28 protein-coding genes are annotated in these 21,744 nt (G+C 57.4%); 9 read left to right on the forward strand and 19 right to left on the reverse strand.

Features of this window, described 5'->3' with window-relative positions:
* Window positions 1-3: 3 nt before the first annotated feature.
* Genes FKM97_RS17260 through FKM97_RS17270 form a run of 3 tightly spaced genes read right to left on the reverse strand, consistent with a single transcriptional unit; the run spans window position 4 to window position 3,878 of the window.
* Entirely contained in the window at window positions 4-1,692 is a 1,689-nt protein-coding gene (locus FKM97_RS17260) for a tape measure protein (protein ID WP_144293667.1), read from the reverse strand.
* A gap of 11 nt (window positions 1,693-1,703) precedes the next feature.
* Window positions 1,704-2,033 (reverse strand): DUF2190 family protein, encoded by a 330-nt coding sequence (locus tag FKM97_RS17265; protein WP_144293668.1) that lies wholly within the window; start codon window positions 2,031-2,033, stop codon window positions 1,704-1,706.
* 36 nt (window positions 2,034-2,069) lie between these two features.
* Complete coding sequence (locus tag FKM97_RS17270) at window positions 2,070-3,878, reverse strand: prohead protease/major capsid protein fusion protein (protein WP_342783562.1); 1,809 nt, start codon at window positions 3,876-3,878, stop codon at window positions 2,070-2,072.
* Here FKM97_RS17270 and FKM97_RS26565 point away from each other — a divergent pair.
* Window positions 3,759-4,070 carry a hypothetical protein gene (locus tag FKM97_RS26565; protein WP_205015128.1) on the forward strand — a complete coding sequence of 104 codons (312 nt, stop codon included), beginning with the start codon at window positions 3,759-3,761 and terminating at the stop codon, window positions 4,068-4,070. The two genes, FKM97_RS17270 and FKM97_RS26565, sit on opposite strands and share 120 nt — an antisense overlap.
* Here the strand turns inward: FKM97_RS26565 and FKM97_RS27070 are convergent.
* The 4 genes from FKM97_RS27070 to FKM97_RS17290 form a co-directional block, all read right to left on the reverse strand.
* Window positions 3,989-4,315 carry a hypothetical protein gene (locus FKM97_RS27070; RefSeq protein WP_144293670.1) on the reverse strand — a complete coding sequence of 109 codons (327 nt, stop codon included), beginning with the start codon at window positions 4,313-4,315 and terminating at the stop codon, window positions 3,989-3,991. The two genes, FKM97_RS26565 and FKM97_RS27070, sit on opposite strands and share 82 nt — an antisense overlap.
* The gene (locus FKM97_RS17280; RefSeq protein WP_144293671.1) at window positions 4,315-4,578 is read right to left on the reverse strand and encodes a hypothetical protein; all 264 of its coding nucleotides are present in this window, start codon (window positions 4,576-4,578) and stop codon (window positions 4,315-4,317) included. Before FKM97_RS17280 ends, FKM97_RS27070 begins: the two co-directional genes overlap by 1 nt.
* Window positions 4,575-5,090, reverse strand: a complete 516-nt coding sequence (locus FKM97_RS17285) for a hypothetical protein (protein WP_144293672.1) — start codon at window positions 5,088-5,090, stop codon at window positions 4,575-4,577. The genes FKM97_RS17280 and FKM97_RS17285 overlap by 4 nt, the downstream gene beginning before the upstream one ends.
* A 115-nt stretch (window positions 5,091-5,205) precedes the next feature.
* A complete protein-coding gene (locus tag FKM97_RS17290) occupies window positions 5,206-5,697 on the reverse strand; it encodes a hypothetical protein (RefSeq protein WP_144293673.1) in 492 nt (163 codons plus the stop codon).
* A 247-nt stretch (window positions 5,698-5,944) separates the two neighbouring features.
* Between FKM97_RS17290 and FKM97_RS17295 the strand changes: the two genes are divergently transcribed.
* Window positions 5,945-6,541 (forward strand): hypothetical protein, encoded by a 597-nt coding sequence (locus FKM97_RS17295; protein ID WP_144293674.1) that lies wholly within the window; start codon window positions 5,945-5,947, stop codon window positions 6,539-6,541.
* 219 nt (window positions 6,542-6,760) lie between these two features.
* Here FKM97_RS17295 and FKM97_RS17300 read toward each other — a convergent pair whose 3' ends face one another.
* The 7 genes from FKM97_RS17300 to FKM97_RS17325 form a co-directional block, all read right to left on the reverse strand.
* The gene (locus FKM97_RS17300) at window positions 6,761-8,179 is read right to left on the reverse strand and encodes a virulence-associated E family protein (RefSeq protein ID WP_170240971.1); all 1,419 of its coding nucleotides are present in this window, start codon (window positions 8,177-8,179) and stop codon (window positions 6,761-6,763) included.
* Between the two features lie 17 nt (window positions 8,180-8,196).
* On the reverse strand, window positions 8,197-9,003 hold the full coding sequence (locus FKM97_RS26370; RefSeq protein WP_170240972.1) for a hypothetical protein: 807 nt from the start codon (window positions 9,001-9,003) through the stop codon (window positions 8,197-8,199).
* 15 nt (window positions 9,004-9,018) lie between these two features.
* Window positions 9,019-9,489, reverse strand: a complete 471-nt coding sequence (locus FKM97_RS17305; RefSeq protein WP_144293676.1) for a hypothetical protein — start codon at window positions 9,487-9,489, stop codon at window positions 9,019-9,021.
* 3 nt (window positions 9,490-9,492) lie between these two features.
* The gene (locus FKM97_RS17310) at window positions 9,493-9,699 is read right to left on the reverse strand and encodes a helix-turn-helix domain-containing protein (protein ID WP_144293677.1); all 207 of its coding nucleotides are present in this window, start codon (window positions 9,697-9,699) and stop codon (window positions 9,493-9,495) included.
* A gap of 93 nt (window positions 9,700-9,792) precedes the next feature.
* Window positions 9,793-10,275, reverse strand: a complete 483-nt coding sequence (locus FKM97_RS17315; RefSeq protein ID WP_144293678.1) for a hypothetical protein — start codon at window positions 10,273-10,275, stop codon at window positions 9,793-9,795.
* Window positions 10,272-11,558, reverse strand: a complete 1,287-nt coding sequence (locus tag FKM97_RS17320; protein ID WP_144293679.1) for a site-specific integrase — start codon at window positions 11,556-11,558, stop codon at window positions 10,272-10,274. Before FKM97_RS17320 ends, FKM97_RS17315 begins: the two co-directional genes overlap by 4 nt.
* Window positions 11,559-11,936: 378 nt before the next feature.
* Entirely contained in the window at window positions 11,937-12,332 is a 396-nt protein-coding gene (locus tag FKM97_RS17325) for a rhodanese-like domain-containing protein (protein ID WP_144293680.1), read from the reverse strand.
* Between the two features lie 229 nt (window positions 12,333-12,561).
* On the opposite strand from FKM97_RS17325, the gene FKM97_RS17330 reads away from it, so the two are divergent.
* From FKM97_RS17330 to FKM97_RS17340, 4 genes are all read left to right on the forward strand, one after another.
* Window positions 12,562-13,818, forward strand: a complete 1,257-nt coding sequence (locus tag FKM97_RS17330) for a DUF2254 domain-containing protein (RefSeq protein WP_144293681.1) — start codon at window positions 12,562-12,564, stop codon at window positions 13,816-13,818.
* Between the two features lie 298 nt (window positions 13,819-14,116).
* Entirely contained in the window at window positions 14,117-14,305 is a 189-nt protein-coding gene (locus FKM97_RS17335; RefSeq protein ID WP_144293682.1) for a hypothetical protein, read from the forward strand.
* Window positions 14,306-14,340: 35 nt separating this feature from the next.
* The gene (locus tag FKM97_RS26975; RefSeq protein ID WP_281290114.1) at window positions 14,341-14,475 is read left to right on the forward strand and encodes a hypothetical protein; all 135 of its coding nucleotides are present in this window, start codon (window positions 14,341-14,343) and stop codon (window positions 14,473-14,475) included.
* A 105-nt stretch (window positions 14,476-14,580) separates the two neighbouring features.
* On the forward strand, window positions 14,581-14,769 hold the full coding sequence (locus FKM97_RS17340) for a hypothetical protein (protein WP_144293683.1): 189 nt from the start codon (window positions 14,581-14,583) through the stop codon (window positions 14,767-14,769).
* Window positions 14,770-14,849: 80 nt separating this feature from the next.
* Here the strand turns inward: FKM97_RS17340 and FKM97_RS17345 are convergent, their stop codons facing one another.
* Together FKM97_RS17345 and FKM97_RS17350 are read right to left on the reverse strand one after the other, a co-directional pair.
* Window positions 14,850-15,056 carry a hypothetical protein gene (locus FKM97_RS17345; RefSeq protein ID WP_144293684.1) on the reverse strand — a complete coding sequence of 69 codons (207 nt, stop codon included), beginning with the start codon at window positions 15,054-15,056 and terminating at the stop codon, window positions 14,850-14,852.
* 178 nt (window positions 15,057-15,234) lie between these two features.
* A complete protein-coding gene (locus tag FKM97_RS17350; protein ID WP_144293685.1) occupies window positions 15,235-15,444 on the reverse strand; it encodes a cold-shock protein in 210 nt (69 codons plus the stop codon).
* Window positions 15,445-15,785: 341 nt separating this feature from the next.
* On the opposite strand from FKM97_RS17350, the gene FKM97_RS17355 reads away from it, so the two are divergent.
* Window positions 15,786-16,178 carry a hypothetical protein gene (locus FKM97_RS17355; RefSeq protein WP_144293686.1) on the forward strand — a complete coding sequence of 131 codons (393 nt, stop codon included), beginning with the start codon at window positions 15,786-15,788 and terminating at the stop codon, window positions 16,176-16,178.
* 13 nt (window positions 16,179-16,191) lie between these two features.
* Here FKM97_RS17355 and FKM97_RS17360 read toward each other — a convergent pair whose 3' ends face one another.
* The 3 genes from FKM97_RS17360 to FKM97_RS17370 form a co-directional block, all read right to left on the reverse strand.
* Window positions 16,192-18,249: an oxidoreductase gene (locus FKM97_RS17360; RefSeq protein WP_144293687.1), complete on the reverse strand. Its 2,058-nt coding sequence runs from the start codon at window positions 18,247-18,249 to the stop codon at window positions 16,192-16,194.
* Between the two features lie 84 nt (window positions 18,250-18,333).
* On the reverse strand, window positions 18,334-19,365 hold the full coding sequence (locus FKM97_RS17365; RefSeq protein WP_144293688.1) for an LLM class flavin-dependent oxidoreductase: 1,032 nt from the start codon (window positions 19,363-19,365) through the stop codon (window positions 18,334-18,336).
* A 92-nt stretch (window positions 19,366-19,457) separates the two neighbouring features.
* A complete protein-coding gene (locus tag FKM97_RS17370; protein WP_144293689.1) occupies window positions 19,458-19,925 on the reverse strand; it encodes a YidB family protein in 468 nt (155 codons plus the stop codon).
* 148 nt (window positions 19,926-20,073) lie between these two features.
* Between FKM97_RS17370 and FKM97_RS17375 the strand changes: the two genes are divergently transcribed.
* Window positions 20,074-20,328 (forward strand): GlsB/YeaQ/YmgE family stress response membrane protein, encoded by a 255-nt coding sequence (locus tag FKM97_RS17375; protein ID WP_144293690.1) that lies wholly within the window; start codon window positions 20,074-20,076, stop codon window positions 20,326-20,328.
* Window positions 20,329-20,537: 209 nt separating this feature from the next.
* Complete coding sequence (locus FKM97_RS17380; RefSeq protein WP_144293691.1) at window positions 20,538-21,707, forward strand: acetate/propionate family kinase; 1,170 nt, start codon at window positions 20,538-20,540, stop codon at window positions 21,705-21,707.
* The last annotated feature ends 37 nt before the right edge of the window (window positions 21,708-21,744 follow it).

The raw sequence follows: 21,744 nt of genomic DNA on the forward strand, positions 1-21,744 counted from the left end.
AGCTCATGGGATACCGTCCGCCATGCTGTAGCCCATGGAGAGGTCAAGGGGTGCCGTACTGCGCGGATCTTTCACGACGCGGGTGCCCTTCGGCACGTTCTGAAAATCGACTGTCACCTTCGCCTGAGAGTTCTTCGTCACGACGTTGCCGGGGCTACGAGCTCCAAGCAGAGGCCGGGCAGACTCGCCCACCACCGTCTCACCCGCAGGCACCGGCGCATTGATGCTGCGGAACGCCGCGCCGATCTTGCCAGGCAGTTTCAGTAGCCAATCGATTTTCTCGGCGATCCAACCTATGGAGTCGGTGAAGATGGTTTTCACCCCGTCCCAAAGGCCTCGAAAAAACCCGGTGATCCCGCCCCAATTATTATAGATGGTCGCGATGGGTCCGATGAACGGCACGAGCAGCGCAGCCCATTGGTACTTTTTGAACACTCCGGCGACGCGGTCCCAAATGCCCAGGAAGAAATCCGGAAGCTTCTCCCAGTTTCGATAAATGAGGAACACGGCCCCCGCGATGATGGCGACGGCGCCGATGACCCACCCGACCGGCGTCGCCAGGAGCGCTGCGCCGAGGGTGATCACCGCGCCTGTTAGCGTGGCCAGGGCCGCAAGAATGGGCCCGCCGACGATCGCTGCGGCGATACCTCCGAGCAACATCGGCCATCCCCCGACCATGTCCGCCAGTGGCTGCATGCGCTTCGCGACATCCTGCACCACAGTCGCTATTCTCGGCACCGCATCGGCAATCGTCGTGAACGCGCGCGTGAACGCACCGCCAAGCCTCTCAGCCCATTCCTGCAAGCTGCCATTGTCAGCCATCCGGTTGACGGCGGCCAGCAACCCCTCGAGCTTTTTTCGGAGAAAGTCGAAGAGCCCGGCATCCATGGTCATGTTGGTGAAACGAGCCCATTGATCTGAAAGGTTGGAGATCATCCCTTTCCAGGTCCGCGACTGCTTATCCATGGCGCCAGCGTATTTCGGGTTCAGGATTGCCGAGAGCACGGCAAGGATCTGTTCACGACTGCTCGCCTTGGCGGAGGCAGTCATGGTTTTGCCGTTCTGCATGTACTCGTAAGTGATCTTGTCGCCCGATTTGGTCGCGCGAATCCCGAATTCCTTCAGCCGTTCGTTCTCACCGGTCATGGCGTCGGCGATCGCCTCAACTGCAGACATGAGAGGCTTTCCCATCGCCGAAGCGGTATCGCCCAGCGTAGTGAGCAGACCGTCGGTTGGGTCCATCCCGTAGGCGCGGAGCTTCACGAACGCTTCGGTCACCTGGGCGAGTTCATAAGGCGTCTTTGCCGCGAAATCGGAAATCCAGGCCATCGATTTGCTCGCGGCTGAGCTACTGCCCTCTATCGTCTCGAGGACAGTTCGAAACGTTTCAAACTCGGCCGCGGTGTCGACGAACTGATTTTTGAACAGGTAGCCCATGGCACCGAGCGCGATCCCTATCCTCCCGACAACATTTGCAACTGCGCCCCCGAGATTCCGGAAGCCCCCGACCACGCCACCGAGCGACCTCGACAGGCGGTCCACCCCAGAAGCCTGAGAGAATGCCCTGAACGCCGCCGCGACGCGACGAGCCGGCGCGGTAAGCCTTTCCATCCGGGCGGTGATCGCACGTAACGGGGCCGTCAGTTTGTCGACGGCGCGAATGATGATGTTAAGGGGAAACTCAGCGGCCATGACACGAAGCCTTAGTTGTTGAGCCAGACCACACCGGTCGCGCTCGGATTGGCAGCCGCTTCCACCGCGAAGCCGACAAGCGTGTTATCGGTCGCCGTGGTGGTGACCACCTTGTTCGTGTTGTCCCAATAGACCTTCACGCCCTCGGTCCATGCCTGAGCACTGGTCTTTGGCAGAACCCACACGCCGCGGGGTTTGCCGGCAAACGGGAGGCCCTGGGCCTTGCTGACCTGGGCAACCACCAGGAGTGATCCGATCAAATACGCGACGCCGGAAACAACCCCTCCTGATGGCGCTGTAAGGGTCAGAGTGTCGCCAGGCTGAACGAAATTCTTAGCCATTTTGGGCTCCCGGGAAAGAGATTAAAGGAGGCGCTATCAGCTCTCGGATTCTTCGATTTTGCAGGCGCCGCGGTAGTCAATCCAACCAACACCCACGTCGTGGCGAACCTTGTATTTGAGAGCATCGACCCGGAAGCCTTCCTCGGATCTCACCTCAGGGGAGGTGTTCCCGTCACGATAGCCGAGCACGAGCGACGGAACGAGCGACGGCGAGGCAAAAATATAAGTGTCGACCTCTGAGACTTCGTCCAGCATGGCATCGGCCACTATGGTGAGGCGCCGGAAAGGTGCGTTGGAGGCTTCCACCTCGGCCGGGTAGATTTCCGAGACGATCTGCTCTGCGGCCGTTTCGCGGGTCGCCGGAACGACAATAAACTGAGGCGCGATGTTGAGGGGGGTGATCCCATCAAGTCCTTTCTGGCGACGCATTGCGGTTCGAGCTTTTGACAGGCCTTCAGCACCGAAGTCGGCATCTGTGATCAGATTTCCATGGTCCGCGTGAAACACGGGCACGGTATCAACCATGGTGGGGTTGCTTGTGATCGCAGCCGACAACAATTTAGCCTCGACCATTGAGGCTGCTTGAAGTGCACCTCGAATGCTTTGACCGACGGCGTCGAGGTTGTCGTTTACCAACGTCTCTTCTGAAATGGATACGATTGTCCCCCACTTCTCAATCTGCCATTTTTCTTCGGCTTCGCCGAACGCTCCGTCCCGGTATTCCTCCAGCTCGCCGACCTTAAGCAGCTGAGGAAACTCGCCCGGACGCTTTCGCTTTTGAACACGGAAATCTGCCGCCTTGTCAGGATATGCCAGCACTACGAGCGGGGAACGCATCACCGGCCACTGTTTAGCAACGGAGCTGCCAATTGCTCCTTCCAGAAGGATCGAGAAATCGCTGGTCGACATCGCACGCGCGACGACTTTTGATGGAGACATCCACCCTAGTCGCTCGCCGCGCTCCAACAGAAATGACCGAGTAAGGTCAACGTCAGAAGCGCCCCGAAACTGCTCGCCAGGCCCTTCAACTGGCACAAGCCCCAGAGACAATCGATGGGCGAACGCGTTCTGCAAGCCGTTCAGCGTGGTTTCTTGACCGTCCCTGATCACGTGGGCATAGCCACGGCCGCCGCGGACAGGCACACCGCCGACCTCCGCATGCAGCCCCGAAACCGTCTGACCTTGGCTACGCTCGGCAAGCTCGTTGAGGATCATCTCGCGAGCCTGATCGATCGGAATGCCGCGGCCGATCAGATCGTTGGCAAAGGCATCGGTCATTCCGGCCGCGCGGCACGCCGTCGTGATGCCTGTGTAGCGCTCGCGCTCGGCCAGCGTCTCTGCACCCGCGCCTGGGCCGACGGCCAAGTCGTCTACAACGTCGTTCATGGTCCTGTTCCCTTGATTGCGGGTGACGATCTCAACCGCGTTCCGCTCAACTTTCTGGTCGCCCCGAATACCCGTGTCCGCGTCCGCTCCGACCGGCACGAGTGAGATTTCGAACGGCTCCCAATCGATTGCCCGCATCACCGGGATCTTGTCGGCGCCGCCCTCCGTCTTCTCAAACTTGTAGACGCGGTAGCCGACGCTCACCTGCCGGATGATCCCATCCTGAACATCGCGAAAGATCGGAGCGACATCGTCGCGTGCGCTGAACCGAACAGTCGCCGTGCCCTTCTTGCCTCTGAGACTGGCGCGCTCGACCACGCCTATCACCGAGTTCAGATCATGAGAGCGGTGAGAGTTCAGCAGCGGCGCGCCGCCCTCGAGGCGACCCATCCGAACATGCTTCGGGTCAAGGCTGAGCTCTTCCCAGAACGGCCCATCCAGCCAGGACCGGCGCAGCACCCGCGCGCCCGTAGTCCATACCAGCTGAGCCGTGCGCTTCTCGACATCAATACTCGACTGCGCAACGTCCGCGCGAAGCGTGAGCGGAGCGATCTCTGTTCTGGAAACGCTCATTTGCCCTCCGAAGATCGCAGCAGATCCTTCGGGCTGGCCGGCATCTCGAAGCGGGTTGCATCCAGGATGCTGCTCTGAAGCAACATCCACGCGCGATCCAACACCGGAAGAACGGCAGTGCCATACCCATCGACGAAGATCGCGACTGCTGCAGCCTTTTGATCGACGAACACGCCAGTTCGTCCATCATCAGCCCTGAGTGATACAAACACCTCTTGGCCGGACGGACCGCGTCGGAGATCAGTGATCCGCAAGGGCGGCAGAGGTTCCGCGTGAAGGGCCAGTTTGAGCGGCAGTTTGGATTTTTTTACGGTGGTGATCACTATGCGCTCCCCACCGTCGCGCCGATCTTGGCGAGTGCGTTCGCCACATCGACGCCAGCGCGGCGCCAGTCTTTCTCAAGCTCGTTTGCGGCCTCGATGCATGTTTGGGCCACGGCGAAAAGATCAGCAGGGCCAAGTCCCTCGATCGCAAAACCACGCCCGCGATGCAGCATAAGAATGCTGCTGCCATCGACGAATAGACCGCTGCGATCGGCGTTCGAATTCACGTCGCGCATGACCGGTGTGCCGCGCATCTCGCTCATAACGCCTGCTCCAATGCGGCGGTATCTGCCGTCGCAGCGATCCAGCCCTGCAGCACGGTCGCCACGATGGCCGATAGGTTCAGCACGCGGATCTCCGGCCAGCCCTTCTGGGCCGCCTCGTTGACGAGACTTGAAAGCCCGGGCTCGCCGTGCACCACGTGCCGCGCATATCTGGCTTTGTCAGGCTCGGACCGGCCGCTGAGCTCGACCGCATAGACGTTCGCCTGATCGGGCCCGGCCGCCCGAATGATCTCGATCGCCGTCGGGATCAACCCGGCTGCCGCTTCCATCAGTTCTTTGCGGGGCCGCTCGTTGCGGTTCATCGCGGCGAAGAGCGTGATCATCATCACGTCGCCCAGATCGAAGCGATGCTCTGTGCCGACAAGGGCCCGAGGCCCACCCAGCAATCCCTTGTTGACCCACTGCGAAATAGTGCCCAGCGGCGCGCCAGCTATTTCAGCCGTCTTGGTGAGCGTTGCGTGGGCGTTGAGCATCTGAGGTGAGATCATCATGCCGATAATTCTACGGCACGGAATCTATTTCCGCAATACCCAACTATTATTGCAATTTTGCAATCATTCTATATTGCAATTATGCAATAATTTATTTGATCCTATCAGATAATTATTATTGCGGAGTTTCCAGAGTTTCGAGTGACTGACGAAGTTCCGCATCCAGCACCGCGTGGCAGACCATCGGGTCCTTTTCAGCGGCAAGTCGTGCGGCTACGCGGTCCGCGATGTTCAAAAGATTGTCGCGTATCACCCGGGCGGTGTTGAATGCCGAGCGCCGCACGGCCTCACCCTCGACGAGCTCGCCAGTTTTCACGCGATACTGAAGCCGGCTCATCTTTGCCTTCCATATCGCTATGATCGCATCGAGTTCGGCCGAACTCATGTCGCCGCGTATCTCGGGAACCTCATTGTCAGCGAAGTCGTCGACTCCATTTTCGCTGGCAAGCGCTTCGGTAAACCTTCTCCGCAAGCCACGTCTTTTGGTACGGCGGGTGTTGGCAGCCCACTCCCGATCAGCGGTTCGGACGTCACCAATTTTGAGGTGACCCTTAGAATTCCGCACCACGCTGGCTCTGAGCCGTCCGCTTTCGATGGCGTTCTGCACTGCCTTTAAGGAGCACCCTCTATGGCGAGAATAGGCACGCAAAGACGTCTGTTCTGATCCGCCCACTGCCGTTTCCTCCCACCGAAAATTGACTACTGACGACCCAAAAAAATGCCTGGAACAGGAGAGCAATCGCGCTTCGAATTACCCGTGTGGCGTGTGCCTGTCGAAGGACCCAAGCCTATGGGGGCGCGGGGGCTAACATGATAAACAGTGAGATCAGAGACCATCAAAAATAGGATCTGAGATGTCAGACAAGACCAAATCCGATCCAGAACTGTCCACCGGGAGCGCAACAGGCGAAGCAGGAATTGTGTTCACTGCCCACGCCGTGGGCCGAGTACTCAATCCAATGCCTAGCGAACATCCTATGTTTAATTTGGTGGGTGCTATCTCATCGACATGGGCTCACCTCGAACATGTCCTGGATTTAGTGATCTGGTTTTTGGCCGACACAAAACCTGCGCTAGGGGCTTGCGTTACCGCACAATTGATGGGTGTCGCTCCGAGGTGTCAGGCTATTAAAGCTTTGGGCAAAGTCAGGGGACTCAGCGAGGTAACTATAAAAAAAGTCGACCATTTCCTAAACAGTACACACGACGCTTCAAACAAGCGAAACCGGATCATCCATGATCCTTGGTACGTCGATCCGACCTCTGATGAGACGGCACAATTTAAGAGCATGTCCCGCAATGACTGGCGCTATGGCATCAAGTCGGTGACCGCCGAAGAGTGCAGGAGTGCGCTTAAAATCATCGAATCTCGTTTTAAGGACGTCCTGACGCTGCGGAGGACGATTGTCGACGAAGTGACGGAGATGGAGCGCAGCAAGCGCGAGGCTTAGTGTTCCCACTGATCCCCGATCCTAGTTGGCGGTTAAACATATATATAAGAGGGCATGTGTATCCATAATATGGACTAACACTATTCTGTATATATTTCTTGACTATTAGGAACAGTAGGAACTCTTAAATTATTATTGGATTTCAATGACTTACTATGTTCCCACTTGATCCCACTCAGGACGACGCTAGATCGAGACTAAGTAATTGAAAATACTAAACTATCCGTCCTGAACTAGCCCCAGATGTGCACTGCGACTTGGTGCGCGATAGTACCATTCCATACCGCCATGAACTCGCCTTCGGGCCCGCTCCCAGCCGAGGCGCTTTAAGACTCGCGCCACTCGGTTTTGTGCAACCTGATCATGCTTCCCAACTGCCACGTCTAACGGGCCCTCCAGGATTTCGCCAATCTTGGTTTCGCCCTTGCCTATAAGCCAGCGCGCTATTCTGGATTCCCACGTATCCATCTCATAGGCACCTTCCTGGGCTTCCTTGGCGGCGGCGATTACATCGGGGCTGGTCAACCACCACTTGGTGCCAGCATTAAACACGTGCACGGCTTCTGCCCACAATTGGTCGCGATCTGTTTGGAGACCATCGACATCAATCGAGATGCAGCGGACCGGCCAAAAGCGCCTTCCGCCAGTCTCATCCTTCAGAAATGTGTCTCTGTTTGTTGTGCCGACGAAAACGCATGTTCGCGGGAAATCGCGGGCGGCCACTTCATATGGAGGGCGAAAGCGATCTTCCTTTCGGCTGAGCCACGCTCTCACCCTATCGGCGGTAGCCTTACTCATGGAGTCGAGCTCGGAATACTCGATGATCCACTTTCCGGCCATGTTCTCGATGGCTGATTTTGTGCCAGCTTCCCCAGGATCGTCGGTGAAGTACTCTTCTCCAGTGAGCACTCGGATTGCGGTCGACTTAAATATTCCCTGGTCGCCCTGCAGGATTAACATGGTGTCGCATTTGCAGCCGGGCTTCATCACCCGGGCGACGGCAGAAATCATCCAACACTGACCAACTGCCCGGGAATACGGACTGTCATCGACTCCAAGGTAGTAAGATAGCCACTTTTCTAAGCGGGATTGTCTGTCCCATTTCAGCGCAAGCAACCAGTCGCGGAGGGGATTTAGACGGTTGCGTGAAGCGGCCGCTTTGAGCAAGGCATATGTGTCTGAGCGAGACTGATCAACACCTTGACCGCAAAGCCACGCGCGAGCGTCCACGGTGTCGGCCTCTTCGATCTCTCGCGGCTTCCATTTTTCCGAGCTGCTTGGCACCCATGGAGGCTGCTTCATGATCATGGAGCGCCTCGTCACCTCATTATAGGCCAGAGTTTCCCGCATGAGCGGATGATGCTCGATGAGAAGTTTCGCATTCAGAACATCATTAATTAGTACTCGCCGGCTGCCATCCTTGTACCGAAGGACTGAGCGCCAATCGTTTAGATCGGTGTATTCTTGCGGGATCGTCGGCGGTACCTGCTCTTCCTTGGCTGCCTGCTCAAACTCGTCAGGCGTGACCATCGCTGTTTTCAGCCAGGCCAGAGTGCTTTCCGGGGTCCATCCTTCGTCAACGGCGTCGGCCGCGTCCCATCCATCTTTCTGACCCGCCGGCGGCAACAGGAGCCGCACACCCGCTGCCCACGGCGTCAGTATTTTGGCGATGGCAAGCGCAGCGACGTGACCGGGTTCGTCGGCGTCCGGCCAAATGACGATTTCCGACCCTTGAGCGGGGTCCAGTCGGCATGTCGGACGGCCTTGCCACCGCTCGGCCAGGTCACAACAACGTGCTGCGGAAACAGCTGCCGAGCGCGGTCGGCGCACTTCTCGCCCTCGACAATGACGACGTTGGCCCGGGGCTGTTCGGCCAGGCGCTCGAGTCCGTAGAGCGGGCGGGGCTTTGCGAATGACATCCAGCGCCAGGCGCGTTTGCCGTCCGGACCGGTGCAGTATGACTGCGGCAGCACTTCCTTGCCACCATCGGGCATATCGAACCGGCAGATGTAGCCGAGCAGGCGGCCCTCGGCGTCGCGATACGCCCATGACGTGGTGTGCCGCCCGAAGTCGCGATGGCTCTTCAGGGGCTCGCCCGCACCGTCTGGCACGGGGTGCACGGGTGTCCATGTCTGCCGCTTCGGCGCCTTCTCCCGAGCCTCGGCCTGCCGAGGTTCGGGCAACAGACTGCCGCCTAGGATCTCGGCGAGCGCGACAGCAGCCTCTCCCTGCTTGACGCCAGTCATCGCGGCGTAGAGGCTGATCGGATCGCCGCCCTGATGGTTTGCCGCGAAGTCGGCCCAAGCGCCTGTCGTGATGTTGATGCTAAGGCTCTCGCCCTTCTCTCCCTGCAAACTTCCAACCTTGAATTCATGGCCGTAGACTCGGCCGCCCGGGAACCATTGCCTCAACAGTCCCGGATAAGCTGCGAGCGCAGCAGCCCCTATCGCCTCGAAATTCACCCGATTTCCCCGCGGTCAAGCTTCGTGGAATTGCATATGCTCTCTGAGCGCAGATCTGGTCGCAGGCAGAGGGTCGATGAATTCCCCTATCCACTCACCCGGTATGCACGAACGCATATTGAGAGCACCGCCCAAATACTTGCCCGGCTTGGTCGGATTGATGCAGCCTTCCATGACGTTTTCCCAGGGCCGGACAGGCTTCCCGTTCTGACTATCGGGGCTGTTAAAATAGATGGTGTAATGAATGCCGGTGTGCTTTCCGTGAAAAAAGATGGAAAAATTCCCGAAGCAGTTCGATCCCCTTAGCTGCCCCTTGTTGTCCTCCCCCGTCGGGGTGCTCGCGAATACGTTTGTAAGTCGCAAGAGGATCAGGGAGAGCCATGAGCTGTAGCCTTGCAGGTGCAGATCCCGGACGGGAATCGGCAGCTTCTTGAGGTGTGATGGGAGAAAGTCTGCCGCATCCTCGCGTGACATTAAGCGGCCCATGATTCACTCCGCTGCAGCGCTGGCGTTGACCGTGTGCTGATCGAGATACCTTTCGAGATCGGAGCGGCGGTAGAGCACCTTGCGGCCGAACTTCACAAAGGGAATTCGCATGTGTCCGGTACAGCGCCACGCAGCCAATGTTCCCGCGGTAGTTTTGAGGAGTCGGGCGGCTTCCTCGGGGCTGAGTAGTGGTTCAGAATTAATATTCATTTGCTTACCTCCATCCTTGTTCGGTGAAGTTAAGCTGCCTTAATCGTCGGCGTTTGTCGTCGGACGGAAATTCGCCCCAATTAGCGTCGATCTTTATTTCCTTTCTATCCAGTCGTCGGGATTCTCCGAAAAACCTCCGGTTTTGCGCTTCCACTGCCCGTACCATTTTTCAATGGTGGCAGCCGAAAAAGGGCATTGCCCACGACCCTGTTCGTCGCAAAGGACTTGATTGACCGCTGCCTTGACTGTCAGCCCTTGTTGCACCAGCGAGTTCACGTCCATCGCCAGAAAGTGCGAAACATCCTCGTGTTTCATAGAAACAGGCCGGCCAGGTCCGTCTGGAACGAGCCACAGCGCTTTAGCTGCCTTGTCTGGCGCCAATGTCGCAGCGATCAGTCGGTCACACAGCCAATCTCGCAGGGAAGATGGCAAAGTGTATCCTTTTCGCAGACCTGATGATCCGAGTTGCAACAGCCACGACGCAAAATTCGGATTACTACGGGCCGCTTTGATCCAATCCGAAAAATCCCGATCAATCATCCAGTCTTGGAAATCGCCAAAGGGATTCTCTTTCATTCCGCAGCCTCCGCGGCATGGCGTGGGGCGCGGCCGGCCTTCTCTAATATCCTCTCTTCTATCTTGATCATCGGCTCGCGCATGCGCTCCACGTCTGCGCCGACATAGCCAAAGGTCACGTCGCCACTGATATGATTCATCAAGCGCTTGAGCGTGAACATGCCGACACCGACCGCATCGGCCACAGTAGCAAACGTCCGTCGAAGATCGTGGCATCGGAGGGTAGGCACGCCTGCTCGAGCGCCAACTCGACGCACGGCCTTATCCGGGGCGCTGAAGTGCCTGTCGCCGGTCGTTGCGGGGAACAGCCATTCGGATCTGAACGCATGCGCCGCCGCTCTGCGTCTAGTGAAAATCGATTTGAGGTGCGGACCGAACGGCAATACATGTGGGCGCCCGTTCTTCGTCACGCTGACCGTGAGTGTCGACGTCTCCATATTTACGTCTTTGACGCGCAGCCCGGCGGCCTCACTGCGGCGCAGTCCCGTGAACGTCAGCACCTCGAGGTAATCTGCGACCACAGGATTCAGCACTCGATCCGTCTCGATCGCGTCGAGCCATGCGCCGAATTGATCTTCGGTGATAAAGGTTTCGCGCCTTACGATCCGACTCACCGCCAACGCCCGGCACGCGGCTCCTACGGGGTTAGAAGGTAGCAGCGGCCGGCCATCCGGATCAGTCAGGTGGTCGACCGCATAGTTCATCACGGCACGCATCGCTCGGGCCCATGCGCGTGCTACACCCTCCCCGCCTCGACGTATCTGCCAGGTGACATCGCCGCTCGTCTTCTCGCCTGTTGTGCGCTGGCGGATGGAATTGTATCTCCTTTCGAACTCGTCTCTCGTGAGGGCGGAGAGCGGCCGGTCGAGCCAATCGCTGGCGTGAAGCTCTATTGCCTTCCTATAGCCGTCTGCCGTGCTCTGCCGCATGCCATGGTTGCGCTGGCGGTGAGTGATGTAGGCGTGAAGGGTCTCGCGCAGGGTCTGCGCCGTGGCGCGCTTGCCGCGGATCTCAGCAACGACTGATTTCCCTTCCTCCATCGACCCGGCATATTTCGTCGCCGATCTCCGGGCAGCCTCGACTGACAATGCGGGGAACCGCCCGAGCTTGATCCGCTCCATTCGCCCGGTGCCTCTTACGCGCCGGCGCAGATAGAACGTCTTTGTGCCTCCCGCTGTAATGAGCAGTTCAAGGCCGGCGGCTCTGTCGTCGGTGTAAGCCATACGGGTTTCAGGAACTGGCAGGCTCTCGACGGCGGACTTGGTGAAATGGATTTTTGGCACCGATCGGACTCCGTTGTCACAGGTCTTCCGGAGCCGTTGTCACACCCTTTGTCACATTTACAGGGTTAAGTGCCATTATGATCCGTAAACCCACATTAACGCAGATTCGTCAAAAAACGGCGGAATTACAAGGAAAATATGTTGATCTATTAATGTCCACTGATCTCCGTTAATGTCCATTAAGACGCGTCGGAGGGACTTTTAATCAGTAGGTCTTGGGTTCGAATCCCAACGGGCTCACCATTGGCAAATCATCGCGACAGGCTCTCTGCGTCCGATCGAAGCCTAATCCGATCGGTCGCGGGTCCGGGCGTTACGGCCGCTCGGATCCCAAAACGGCGATCCATTGTTCGTCCCAACTCCCTCCCGGGGACAGTCTCATCGGGTCTCCACCGGACCGCCGGCCTCTTTCCAGGCGCTGAATCCGCCCTTCATATTGATAATCTTCGCCATGCCCATGCGGTTGAGCTGCTGGGATGCAAGCAGGGATCTCCAGCCACTGGCGCAATGGAGGATAAAGGTCCTGTCTTCGCCAAAAATGGGCTTGAAGTAAGGGCTTTCCGGGTCGACCCAGAATTCCAACATACCGCGGGGTGCGTGAAAAGAACCGGGTATGCGGCCTTCGCGCTCCAACTCGCGAGGGTCACGGATATCCACGACCACGACATCGCCCCGTGCCGCCAGGGCGATTGCATCCGCAGCCTCTATGCTTTCAACTTCCGCGTCTGCCTCGGCCAGAAGAACCTTGTATCCGCGCTCTAGGGGTCCGGGCATGGTCAACTCCTCATCAGTCATCATTATGATCGCCAGCGTCGCCCGGAGTCCGCGGCGTTCCCGAGCGCTTGAACAACGGAACCTTGAGCATCAGCGAGACCCGCATCGAAGTCTATGCCCAATTGGTTGCGACCAGGTGTGCGAACGTGAGTGACTGCTCTGGTGAACCAAAGTGCTGCATGCTCGTTGTCTTTCTGAGCTTTGTCGCAGCAACAGGGGCGAGACATTGGTGATCTCACGAAAACTCGCCTTCGAAATGGGCAAGCTCAAGCGAAAGCTCTGGTTCAGGCCCGCCTTATTCAGTCTCGGCGCCGTGGCCACCGTTTCGCTCGCCATTCTCCTGCCACCCGTCCTGTCATTCTCAGCGCCGACACAATTCGATCCCGAAGCCGTCGAGAAGGTCCTCACTGTGCTCGCATCCAGCATGCTGGCCGTCGTGACCTTCTCCTTGTCAGCCCTCGTCACCGCGCTTTCGGCTGCCGCCCAATCGGCAACCCCTCGAGCTGCGACGCTGCTCATGGAAGATGGCGGTGTTCAGAACGCCCTTTCGACCTTCGTTGGAGCATTTCTCTTCGGCGTGGTCGGCATCATCGGCATCTCAGGAGGAATCTACAGCAATAGCGGTCGCTTCCTCCTGTTCGCCGCTACTGCCGTCGTTATCGCAGTCGTTGTGGTGACGCTCGTCCGGTGGATCGATAGGATCACCCGGCTCGGGCGGGTCGGTTCGACCATCGACACAGTCGAGGAAGCAACAAGCAGGGCATTCGCCACCTATTCAGGTCTCCCGGCAACAACGAATCACGCGGTGCAACTTGCTGATGCCCATCTTGAGTATTCCGGCATTCCCGTTTTCGTGACAAAGGTTGGCTATGTTCAGCACCTGGATCTCGATCCTCTGGTGGTCGCAGCGCAAAAAGCGCGCGCGAAGATCCATCTCACCGTACGGCCCGGGGCCTTCGTCGATCCCACGCGCCGGGTCGCGGTGATCGATGTTGAAACATTGGGAGATCTCCCCGATCACGTTCGGGCAGCCATTACCGTCGGCGATGCCAGGAGCTTCGATCAGGACCCTCGATTCGGTCTGGTGGTTCTCTCGGAGATCGCGTCCCGAGCACTATCGCCTGGCATCAATGATCCTGGCACTGCAATCGATGTGATCGGAACTCTCGTTCGGATCCTTTGGACCTGGCAGGCCACCCATCAAAATGCCGCCGACGAGGAGGACAACACCTGTCTCTCTGTTCCACGTCTGGATCCAAGCGATATCCTCGAAGATTCTTTTCGGGCTATTGCAAGAGATGGTGCAGGAACGGTCGAAGTGGCAAGTCGCCTTGCCAAGGCTCTGCGCAGTCTGGAAGACTTGCCTGATGCAGATCTCAGCCTCGCCGCACGTGTCAGGTTGGCAGACCTCGTCGACAGGGTTCGGCTCAGCGGCTGCACAGAAAGCGACAGGACTACAGTTGAATCCATAGCCGCTGCTCCCTAGCCGATCTGCTCGGCCTGGGACAGGATCCTTCTCTGTAATGCCGCTGCCCGTTCTAGGTCATCGGAAATTGGATCAGCCTTACAGTAATGAAGTTTACGCTTGTAAATCACGTGTCGGAGGCAGATATTAAAAAGAGCAAGAGAAAATCTTGTATCGATTGAAAACGACGTAAAATCCCTCGCCAAATAATATGAAAATAGCGAGAAGCCGTAAGAATAATCTCGATAGGCTATCATGGATTGAGATTCTGCTTCTGATTAAAACGCTTCAGCGGGATGGAAGTCCTCAGAGGGAAGTCATGGCAACGAGAAAATTCAAAGTAGGCCAGCTTGTACGTATTCAGAAATCTTCCGCTCAAACACCGAAAGAAAACTTCAAGATCGTATTATTGATGCCTGCGGATCAGCAGGATATCTATCAATATAGAATCCAGAGTTCTCTCGATTCTCATCAAAGAATGGCAAAAGAAACCGATCTGTCCCTTTAGAGGGGAGGATTTAGTCTCATTATATGGAGCTTGGCATGGCCAAAGGGCAGATGCGGGGAAACCGCGAATTGAAGAAACCGAAAAAGAAAAAAGAGCCTGTAGCTCCGGCTGTTGGGATGAGCAAGGGCATACTGGCCTCGGCGACAACCGGGAAAAAGAAGGGTGTGTGACAACAAGATCGAAATCACAGTTGACCTCTTCCTGACTGCTGCAGCATCAGGAACTTTCAACCTCACTGAGGGTTCATCGGTGAGAATTCTCAAGAGGTGGAAGTTATGACGCGCAAACGAGCTTTGACGAAGCTGCTTCCGAGTTCACAGCTTGAGATCGGTATCGAGGCGAAGTTTCTGGCCGACAAATATAACATCCAACCCGAGGAGGCACAGCGGCTCGTTATTCTGGTCGGCGGCACTCGGGCCGATCTTGAAGCAGCCGTTTATGAATTGCAGGCCGGGCTTGCCTGACGGCACAATGCCAACTTGAGCATGTGAGTGGAGGCGCGGTGTTTCGTCCGTGTAAAGCGGAACGAATAGGGAACCGGCGCTTACTGCTTCGCGGTCTTGCGCGTCTTAGTTTTCTTCTCTGTCGGTGGCTTAGCTGCGGCCTCGGCTTCTTCCCGAGCCAGACGCAACACGCGCAGTCTCTGGGTCTTGGCCTCAGCCGACTTACGGTCGGCCTCGATGATCGACCAGGCCGCTTCATTCGTCTGCCCAGCCTTAGCGGCTCTCTTCGCTAGAGTGCTTTCCGCCACGACGATCCTCCAGAATAGCTTTACAGAAATCACAGATGAAAAAGGCGGGACACCGGATGCCCCGCCTAACATTGCTAGTCCGATGTTCAACGATCAGTCGATCTGAAAATCGATAACACGGAACATCGATAAAATCGTCTGGGCCCAGTACATCCGTGGTTGCCCAGAGATTTAAGTCTTAGGACGAGGCGTTCAAAACGGCCGACGTCTTTCCGGTCCGGCGATCTTGCTCGACCTCGTAATCCACCTTCTGGCCTTCAAGCAGACCAGACAAACCGGCGCGCTCAAGAGCGGATACATGGACGAAAACGTCCTGTCCGCCGGCATCCGGCTGAATAAATCCATAACCTTTGGTCGGATTAAACCATTTCACGGTACCTGTTGCCATGATAACTTCCTTTCAATCGCTCACAAGTTTTAGATCAGGTGAATATAGTTCACCTGCAAGTAGATCGATTTTGGACCGGAAGTATTATCAATCGCGACTTACGCCGCGCTTAGTCAAACAATTTCAGCAACAAGACCGACAGGTCAGATATAGGGCCCAGCTAGATTAAAGTCAACTCGGTTGAAGAAATTTCCCAGATTCAGGTGCGGTCATGATCTCTCATCGGAGCTGTCAATCTACCCGGATCCGGTTGAATTCCTGCCAGGAAACGACATTCTGACGGCAAGCTCATCACAATTTCATCGGGGGCTCGCCGCAACACGGGGGTGAGGAAGCGGAATATGAGGAAAATCGTGAGGGGATTTATGGTGATGTCCGGCGTGGCAATGCTCGTCGGTCCTGGTGACATGGCCTCGTCCGATGAACAGAACCCTTTATTTCAGTTCAACGGCAACCGGTACATTATAAGCGCTCAAGAGGCTGAAGGCGTCCTGACGCTTCGCGCTTACAAGGCAAAGGGAGCCACCGTATGGGAGCCCTTCGGATCTGCATCACTACCGCTTGGAGACGTCGATCAGCGCCGGCAGGCTGTTCGATCGGACCCCTCTCGCGGCAGCATCGTCGAGCGCATCTATTTCACAGGCAAAGCGATTGGCGTCTCAGCCGTGGACCTCGATAATTCCATTAACACCCAACGCTTTCGACATCCTGATGGGGCCGGCGCAGCGATGTAAGGCCTGCCTAAACTCAATTCGTTCTGAGGAGAGGGGAAGACAGATCAATCCGCTCACGTCGGAACATGCGTTCATCATCCTCGAATTCCTGGGCAAAGCGATGACCGGAATAGACAGCCGAAACGATCGCTGCAGGAGCCTCGCAGTCACCGATCCTGGTCACCTTTGTATGTTCACTTCTGGTATCGCCACCTCCTCCTAAGGCATCGAGTAGAGCATTATTTGGCAGGCGCGCGGTGACCAGCACGAGACAATCCGCTTTGTGCATATATCCCGCGCCGGTCCGTGCGTCGGCAAAGCGAACCTCACCGGGGCTGCTTCCCACAAGCATCCAATGCGTCACCATGGTCACGCCGAGCTGATGGAGCCGCTGGGCTGTTCGAGTATGCTCAAGAGTGTTGACGGTGAAAGACGAGATGTCGGCAGCCGGGGTCACGATCGTCACCTCATTACCTGCAAGTGCCAGCTTTTCGGCAATCACGGCGGCCATGTAGTAATGATCATCATCATAGATGATGATGTTGCCGACAGGATTGTTCCCGGTCATGACATCATCCGGGGTAAACAGCGGCATCTCTGGCGATAGAGGCAATGGGCGATGGGCAAAGCGACCAATACCATCGTTGCGCCATGTGGCCCCTGTCGCCAGAACGACATGCCCGGCGCCAAATTCCATAATGTCGGCGGGTGTCAGGTCGCTGCCGAGAAAAACCTCGACATTCAGCATTCGAGTGATCTGAGATACCCTCCAATCACGAACGCGGAGCCATTCGCGAAGCCCGGGTAGTTCTCCCTCCAAAGTCACGCGTCCACCGAGATGGTTCTTCTTTTCGGCAAGAGTCACCGCATAACCGCGTTGGCCCAAGGCTCGGGCGCATTCGAGACCTGCTGGCCCTCCCCCGACAACTAAGATCGACTGGTCGCTCTTCTTGGCGGCAATTCTCTCAGGATGCCATCCCCTGCGCCACTCCTCGCCCATGGTGGGATTTTGAGTGCAGCGAAGATGCGTCATGGCAAAGTGGCTGGACACGCAGATGTTGCAGCCAATGCATTCGCGGATATCATCGATGCGGCCCTCCTCGATCTTTCTGGGCAGGAAGGGGTCGGCGATGGAAGGACGGGCCGCGCCGATCATGTCGAGCACGCCACGACGAAGAAGACTTGCCATCGTGTCGGGAGACGTGAAGCGACCGACACCGACCACCGGTTTTGACGTCACGGATTTGAGCCCTGTCATAAAGGGCTCATGATCATTTTCAGGTGCGAAACGTGAGGTGGGCGAATCGTCGGCCCAGGTGCCTACGACGAGGTCCCAGAGATCGGGCACTTCCGCAAGCAATCCGATCGCCTCAATTCCCTCGTCAGCGACTCGCAACCCCTCTGTGCCGAACAGCTCGTCGACGATGAGCCTGACGCTCACCGCCATGCCGTCGCCTCCCCCCTCCCGCGTCACCTCGATCAACTCCCTGAGCAGTCGAATGCGGTTCTTCAGAGGCCCACCATACTCATCCGACCGCTGATTGCGTGGCGACAAAAACTGAAACGCGATTGTTGAGAAGTTCCCATCGACGTTGATGATATCGAAGCCGGCCGTGCGCGCCCTCTTTGCTGCTGCCTTCCACCAACCCAGCAGCGCCCTGATGTCGGTTTTGTCCATCGCTCGCACCTGGACGGGGTGGTAGCCGCTGACGGGCCGATCCATAGGACCGAGCGGCACCTCGCGGGTCATCCGATTGGCGTTGTAATTGGCGGGATAGGCTAATTGCACGCCGGCGAGCGAACCGTGCTCGTGAACTGCTTCAACCATCAGTGCCAGCGGCGGAATGTCTCCGTCATCCCACAGCATATGCAAGACTTCGGGCATGAGGTCACCGGATGGGTGCACGGAGCAGTGTTCCGTATTCACCACCGCCCATCCCCCCTCCGCCTTTACGCCGCGCATGGCGGCATGCGCCATGGGACGAAGATTGCCCATCCCGTTGCAATGCGGGGTCTGATAGAACCTGTTTCGAGCCGTCACCGGACCTATTCGGATAGGCTCGAATAATATGTCATAGCGCTGATCACGCATCCCTCATCCCCGCTGGAACCGCTGGCCCAGCGCGCAGTGTATCGCGTGCCCTTCTTCAATTTGGAATGAGACAAATGATGAAGTTCAGGCCAGCATGTCGCGCACCAGGGGGACGACGCGGCGGGCATATAGCTCAATGCAGTGCATGAGCTTGTTATGGGACAGGGGACCTGCGCTATATTTCAGGTCGAAGCGAGACAGACCCAGTGCTTCCACGGTCTTGGCGATCTTCCGGGCAACCGTCTCGGGTGAGCCTACATACAAGGATCCTCGATCAGCTTCGCGATCAAATTCCTCCCGCGCCATGGGCGGCCATCCCCGCTCGGCGCCGATTCTGTCCCGCATAATCTTGTAACTTGGCCAGAATTCGTCCCGCGCCTGCTCGTCTGTTGTCGCCACGTAACCTGGAGAATGGACGCCGATCGGCTTCGGGGTTTTGCCCAACTCCGCGAAGGCACGATGATAGAGGTCGACGTAGCCCCGGAAGCGACCGGGATCGCCACCTATAATTGCAAGCATAAGGGGTAGATCGTAGCTCGCAGCCCGAACGACGGACTTGGGGCTTCCCCCGACGCCGATCCAGGTCTTGAGTCGTCCCGTTTCCACGGGTGGAAACACCTGCTGGTCCTGAAGGGCTGCTCGCGTCGCTCCGCTCCAGGTGACAGAGGTTCGCGTGATCAGGAGTGAGAACAGTTCGAGCCTCTCCTCGAAAAGTTTCTCGTACTGATCCAGTTCAAAGCCAAACAGGGGGAAGGATTCGGTGAAGGATCCACGCCCCAGCATGACCTCGGCGCGACCGTTTGAAATTGCGTCCAAGGTCGAAAACCGCTGAAAGAGCCGAACAGGATCGTCGGAACTGAGAACGGTAACAGCTGAGCCCAAATGTATCTTCGTGGTCTTGCTTGCCAAAGCGGCGAGCACGGTCTCCGGCGAGGAGATGGCAAAGTCTGCCCGATGGTGCTCGCCGACTCCAAAGAAATCGAGGGCCAGTTCATCAGCGAACGCACCTTCGGCAATCACATCCCGGATAACCTGAGCGTGAGGCAGCGCTCCTCCGTCTGGTCCTGATGTCACGTCTCCGAAAGTGTCGAGTCCCATCTCCAGGTGATCTGCCATGTTGATCCGGCCTCAGTACACGAGAAAAGCCCAGCCCGCCGTGACGGCGAGCCGGGCTAATCTTGATTAGTTAATGCAGAACCCGATCTACGTCACCCCGGCAGGCGACCGTCCGGTGTGTACTTGTCAACCGCATCGGGCAGATCGCGCGAGAGTCTGGCCAGCAGTTCCTCTCGGGAGAGACCCGTCTGGGCGGACAGGGTATCCAGAACCTCAGGACCGATTGCTTTCTCGAGCTCTGAGGGCGGTAGTTCCTTGTTCGGCCCTGTTCCCACCCAGCTGTCAGCAACATCGCCCTGACCGTTTTTCTTGAACTGGTCGATCAGGTCGCCAAGGCCACCGCTGAGCACGCTACCGGCGCTGGAGCCGCCGAGCATCCCTCCCAGTCCGCCAAGGATTCCTCCAAGGCCAGATCCACCTTCTGCCTGACCCGCTCCCTGCCCCTGAGCTCCAGCCTTTCCCAGTCCACCGAGCATTTCGGCAATCTTGTCCCTGTTCTGATAGCCAGCGACTGCCAACAGCCCGAGAAGGGCCGTCATAGACGGTAATCCGCGACTCATGTTTAGTTCTCCTTGTCTAACGCAGAAAAAATCGCGCTTGCCTGATTTGCGTTCCGTAAAATCTTTGCTGCGGTCACGTGGGTCCAGTTCGACAACTTACCGCGCTTTGCGTAAATCTTTGCTTGATCGCCTGAAGAAAGGACAGCCTATGGGTTTCATCTGGACCATCATTATTGGGTTCGTCGCCGGTGTCATCGCCAAGTTCATCATGCCAGGTCCGAATGAACCGTCCGGCTTCATTCTGACCACGATTCTAGGAATCGTCGGTGCTATCGTTGCGACATTTCTCGGACAAGCGCTGGGATGGTACTCGCCAGGAGAGGGCGCCGGACTCATCGGAGCCGTGGTGGGGGCGATCATCCTCCTCCTCATCTGGGGAGCTATTGCTAAGCGGCGAGGCTAACCTCGCGTCATCGAGGATCAGCGAGACCGGCTGACGGAACAGTCTCGCGAGCGAAAAGTTGATCCGCCTTGCCGGATCGCTTTTCGCCGCGAAAGGGACTCTCTTAAGAAAGGGCGTAGCTTCCTGAATGCGGATTAGCGGATCGCGCCCAACCGCGACTTGGAAATGACACGGCGGTCCGTTACCTTGATCGGCATGGATTTTCTTCCATGACATCTTCTGGTCTGTTTGCGTTCAATGCAGGGTCTTCCAGCATCAAGGTCGGCATTTTTCGCGTGGAGGCGGCACTACAACGGGTTGCCACCGCCTCCATAGATCTTCGCCACAAACCCACAGTCCTGAAGCTTACCACGGAGAGCACGACCAGAGATCTGACACTGGGCAAAGATGTTTCCGATCTGTTGCCTCTTGTTGAGGAACTGGTCGGAGTGCTGTGCGAGGAATGCGGGCTGGGCGATCTGCTCGGGGTGGGCCACCGCATCGTCCACGGAGGCAATCTCTTCACAGATGCCACGGCGGTCAACGAAAAAAGCCTCGAGATGATCCGTTCACTCATTCCCCTAGCTCCGTTGCATCAGCCTCAAGGCCTGCACCTTATCGAGGCGATGCGCAGCTTGAGACCAGAACTTCCACAATCGGCTTCTTTCGACACGGTTTTTCATCGTACCCAGGATGAGAGGCGGCGCCGCTTTGCCCTGCCCCGCGAATTTGAAGACCAAGGCATAAAGCGCTACGGCTTTCATGGTCTTTCCTACAAGTTTATCGCTGCTGCCCTGCGGAAGCGTGACCCCGCATTTGCGGCTGGGCGAGTTGTGGTCGCTCACCTCGGCAGCGGTGCAAGCCTTTGCGGGCTTGTCAATGGAGTCAGCCGTGACACCAGCATGAGTTTTTCCACCCTTGATGGCATTCCCATGGCGACGCGGCCGGGTTCGCTTGACGCCGGTGTTCTGCTTTACCTGCTTCAGCAGCGGGGCTGGTCAGCGGAAGCCCTGGAAGACCTGCTCTATCATCGCTCTGGGCTTCTCGGCATCTCCGGCGTCAGTGCCGATACGCGCGATCTTCTCTCTAGCTCCCTGCCAGAAGCACGTCAGGCACTTGAACTCTTCACATTGGCTACTGCACGAGAAGCGGCGGGCATTGCCACGACAATGGGCGGCTTGGACGGCATCGTGTTCACCGGAGGAATCGGAGAGCATCAACCGCAAATCAGGGCTGCGGTTTGCGCCCAGCTGACGTGGCTTGGAACGCGTCTTGACGCTCGAGCCAACGAAGAAGGGATGTTTCGGATCGATGCCCCAGCCAGCCGCGTTGCCTTGGCAGTGCTGGCCACTGACGAAGAGCAGGTGATTGCCGAGGAGGCCTTGGACGTGCTGGGTTGATGATCTCGATCAAAGACATTTGCTTTACAGCTAGGCA

The sequence above is a fragment of the Rhodoligotrophos appendicifer genome (genome assembly GCF_007474605.1).
GTDB classification, from domain to species: Bacteria; Pseudomonadota; Alphaproteobacteria; order Rhizobiales; family Im1; genus Rhodoligotrophos; species Rhodoligotrophos appendicifer.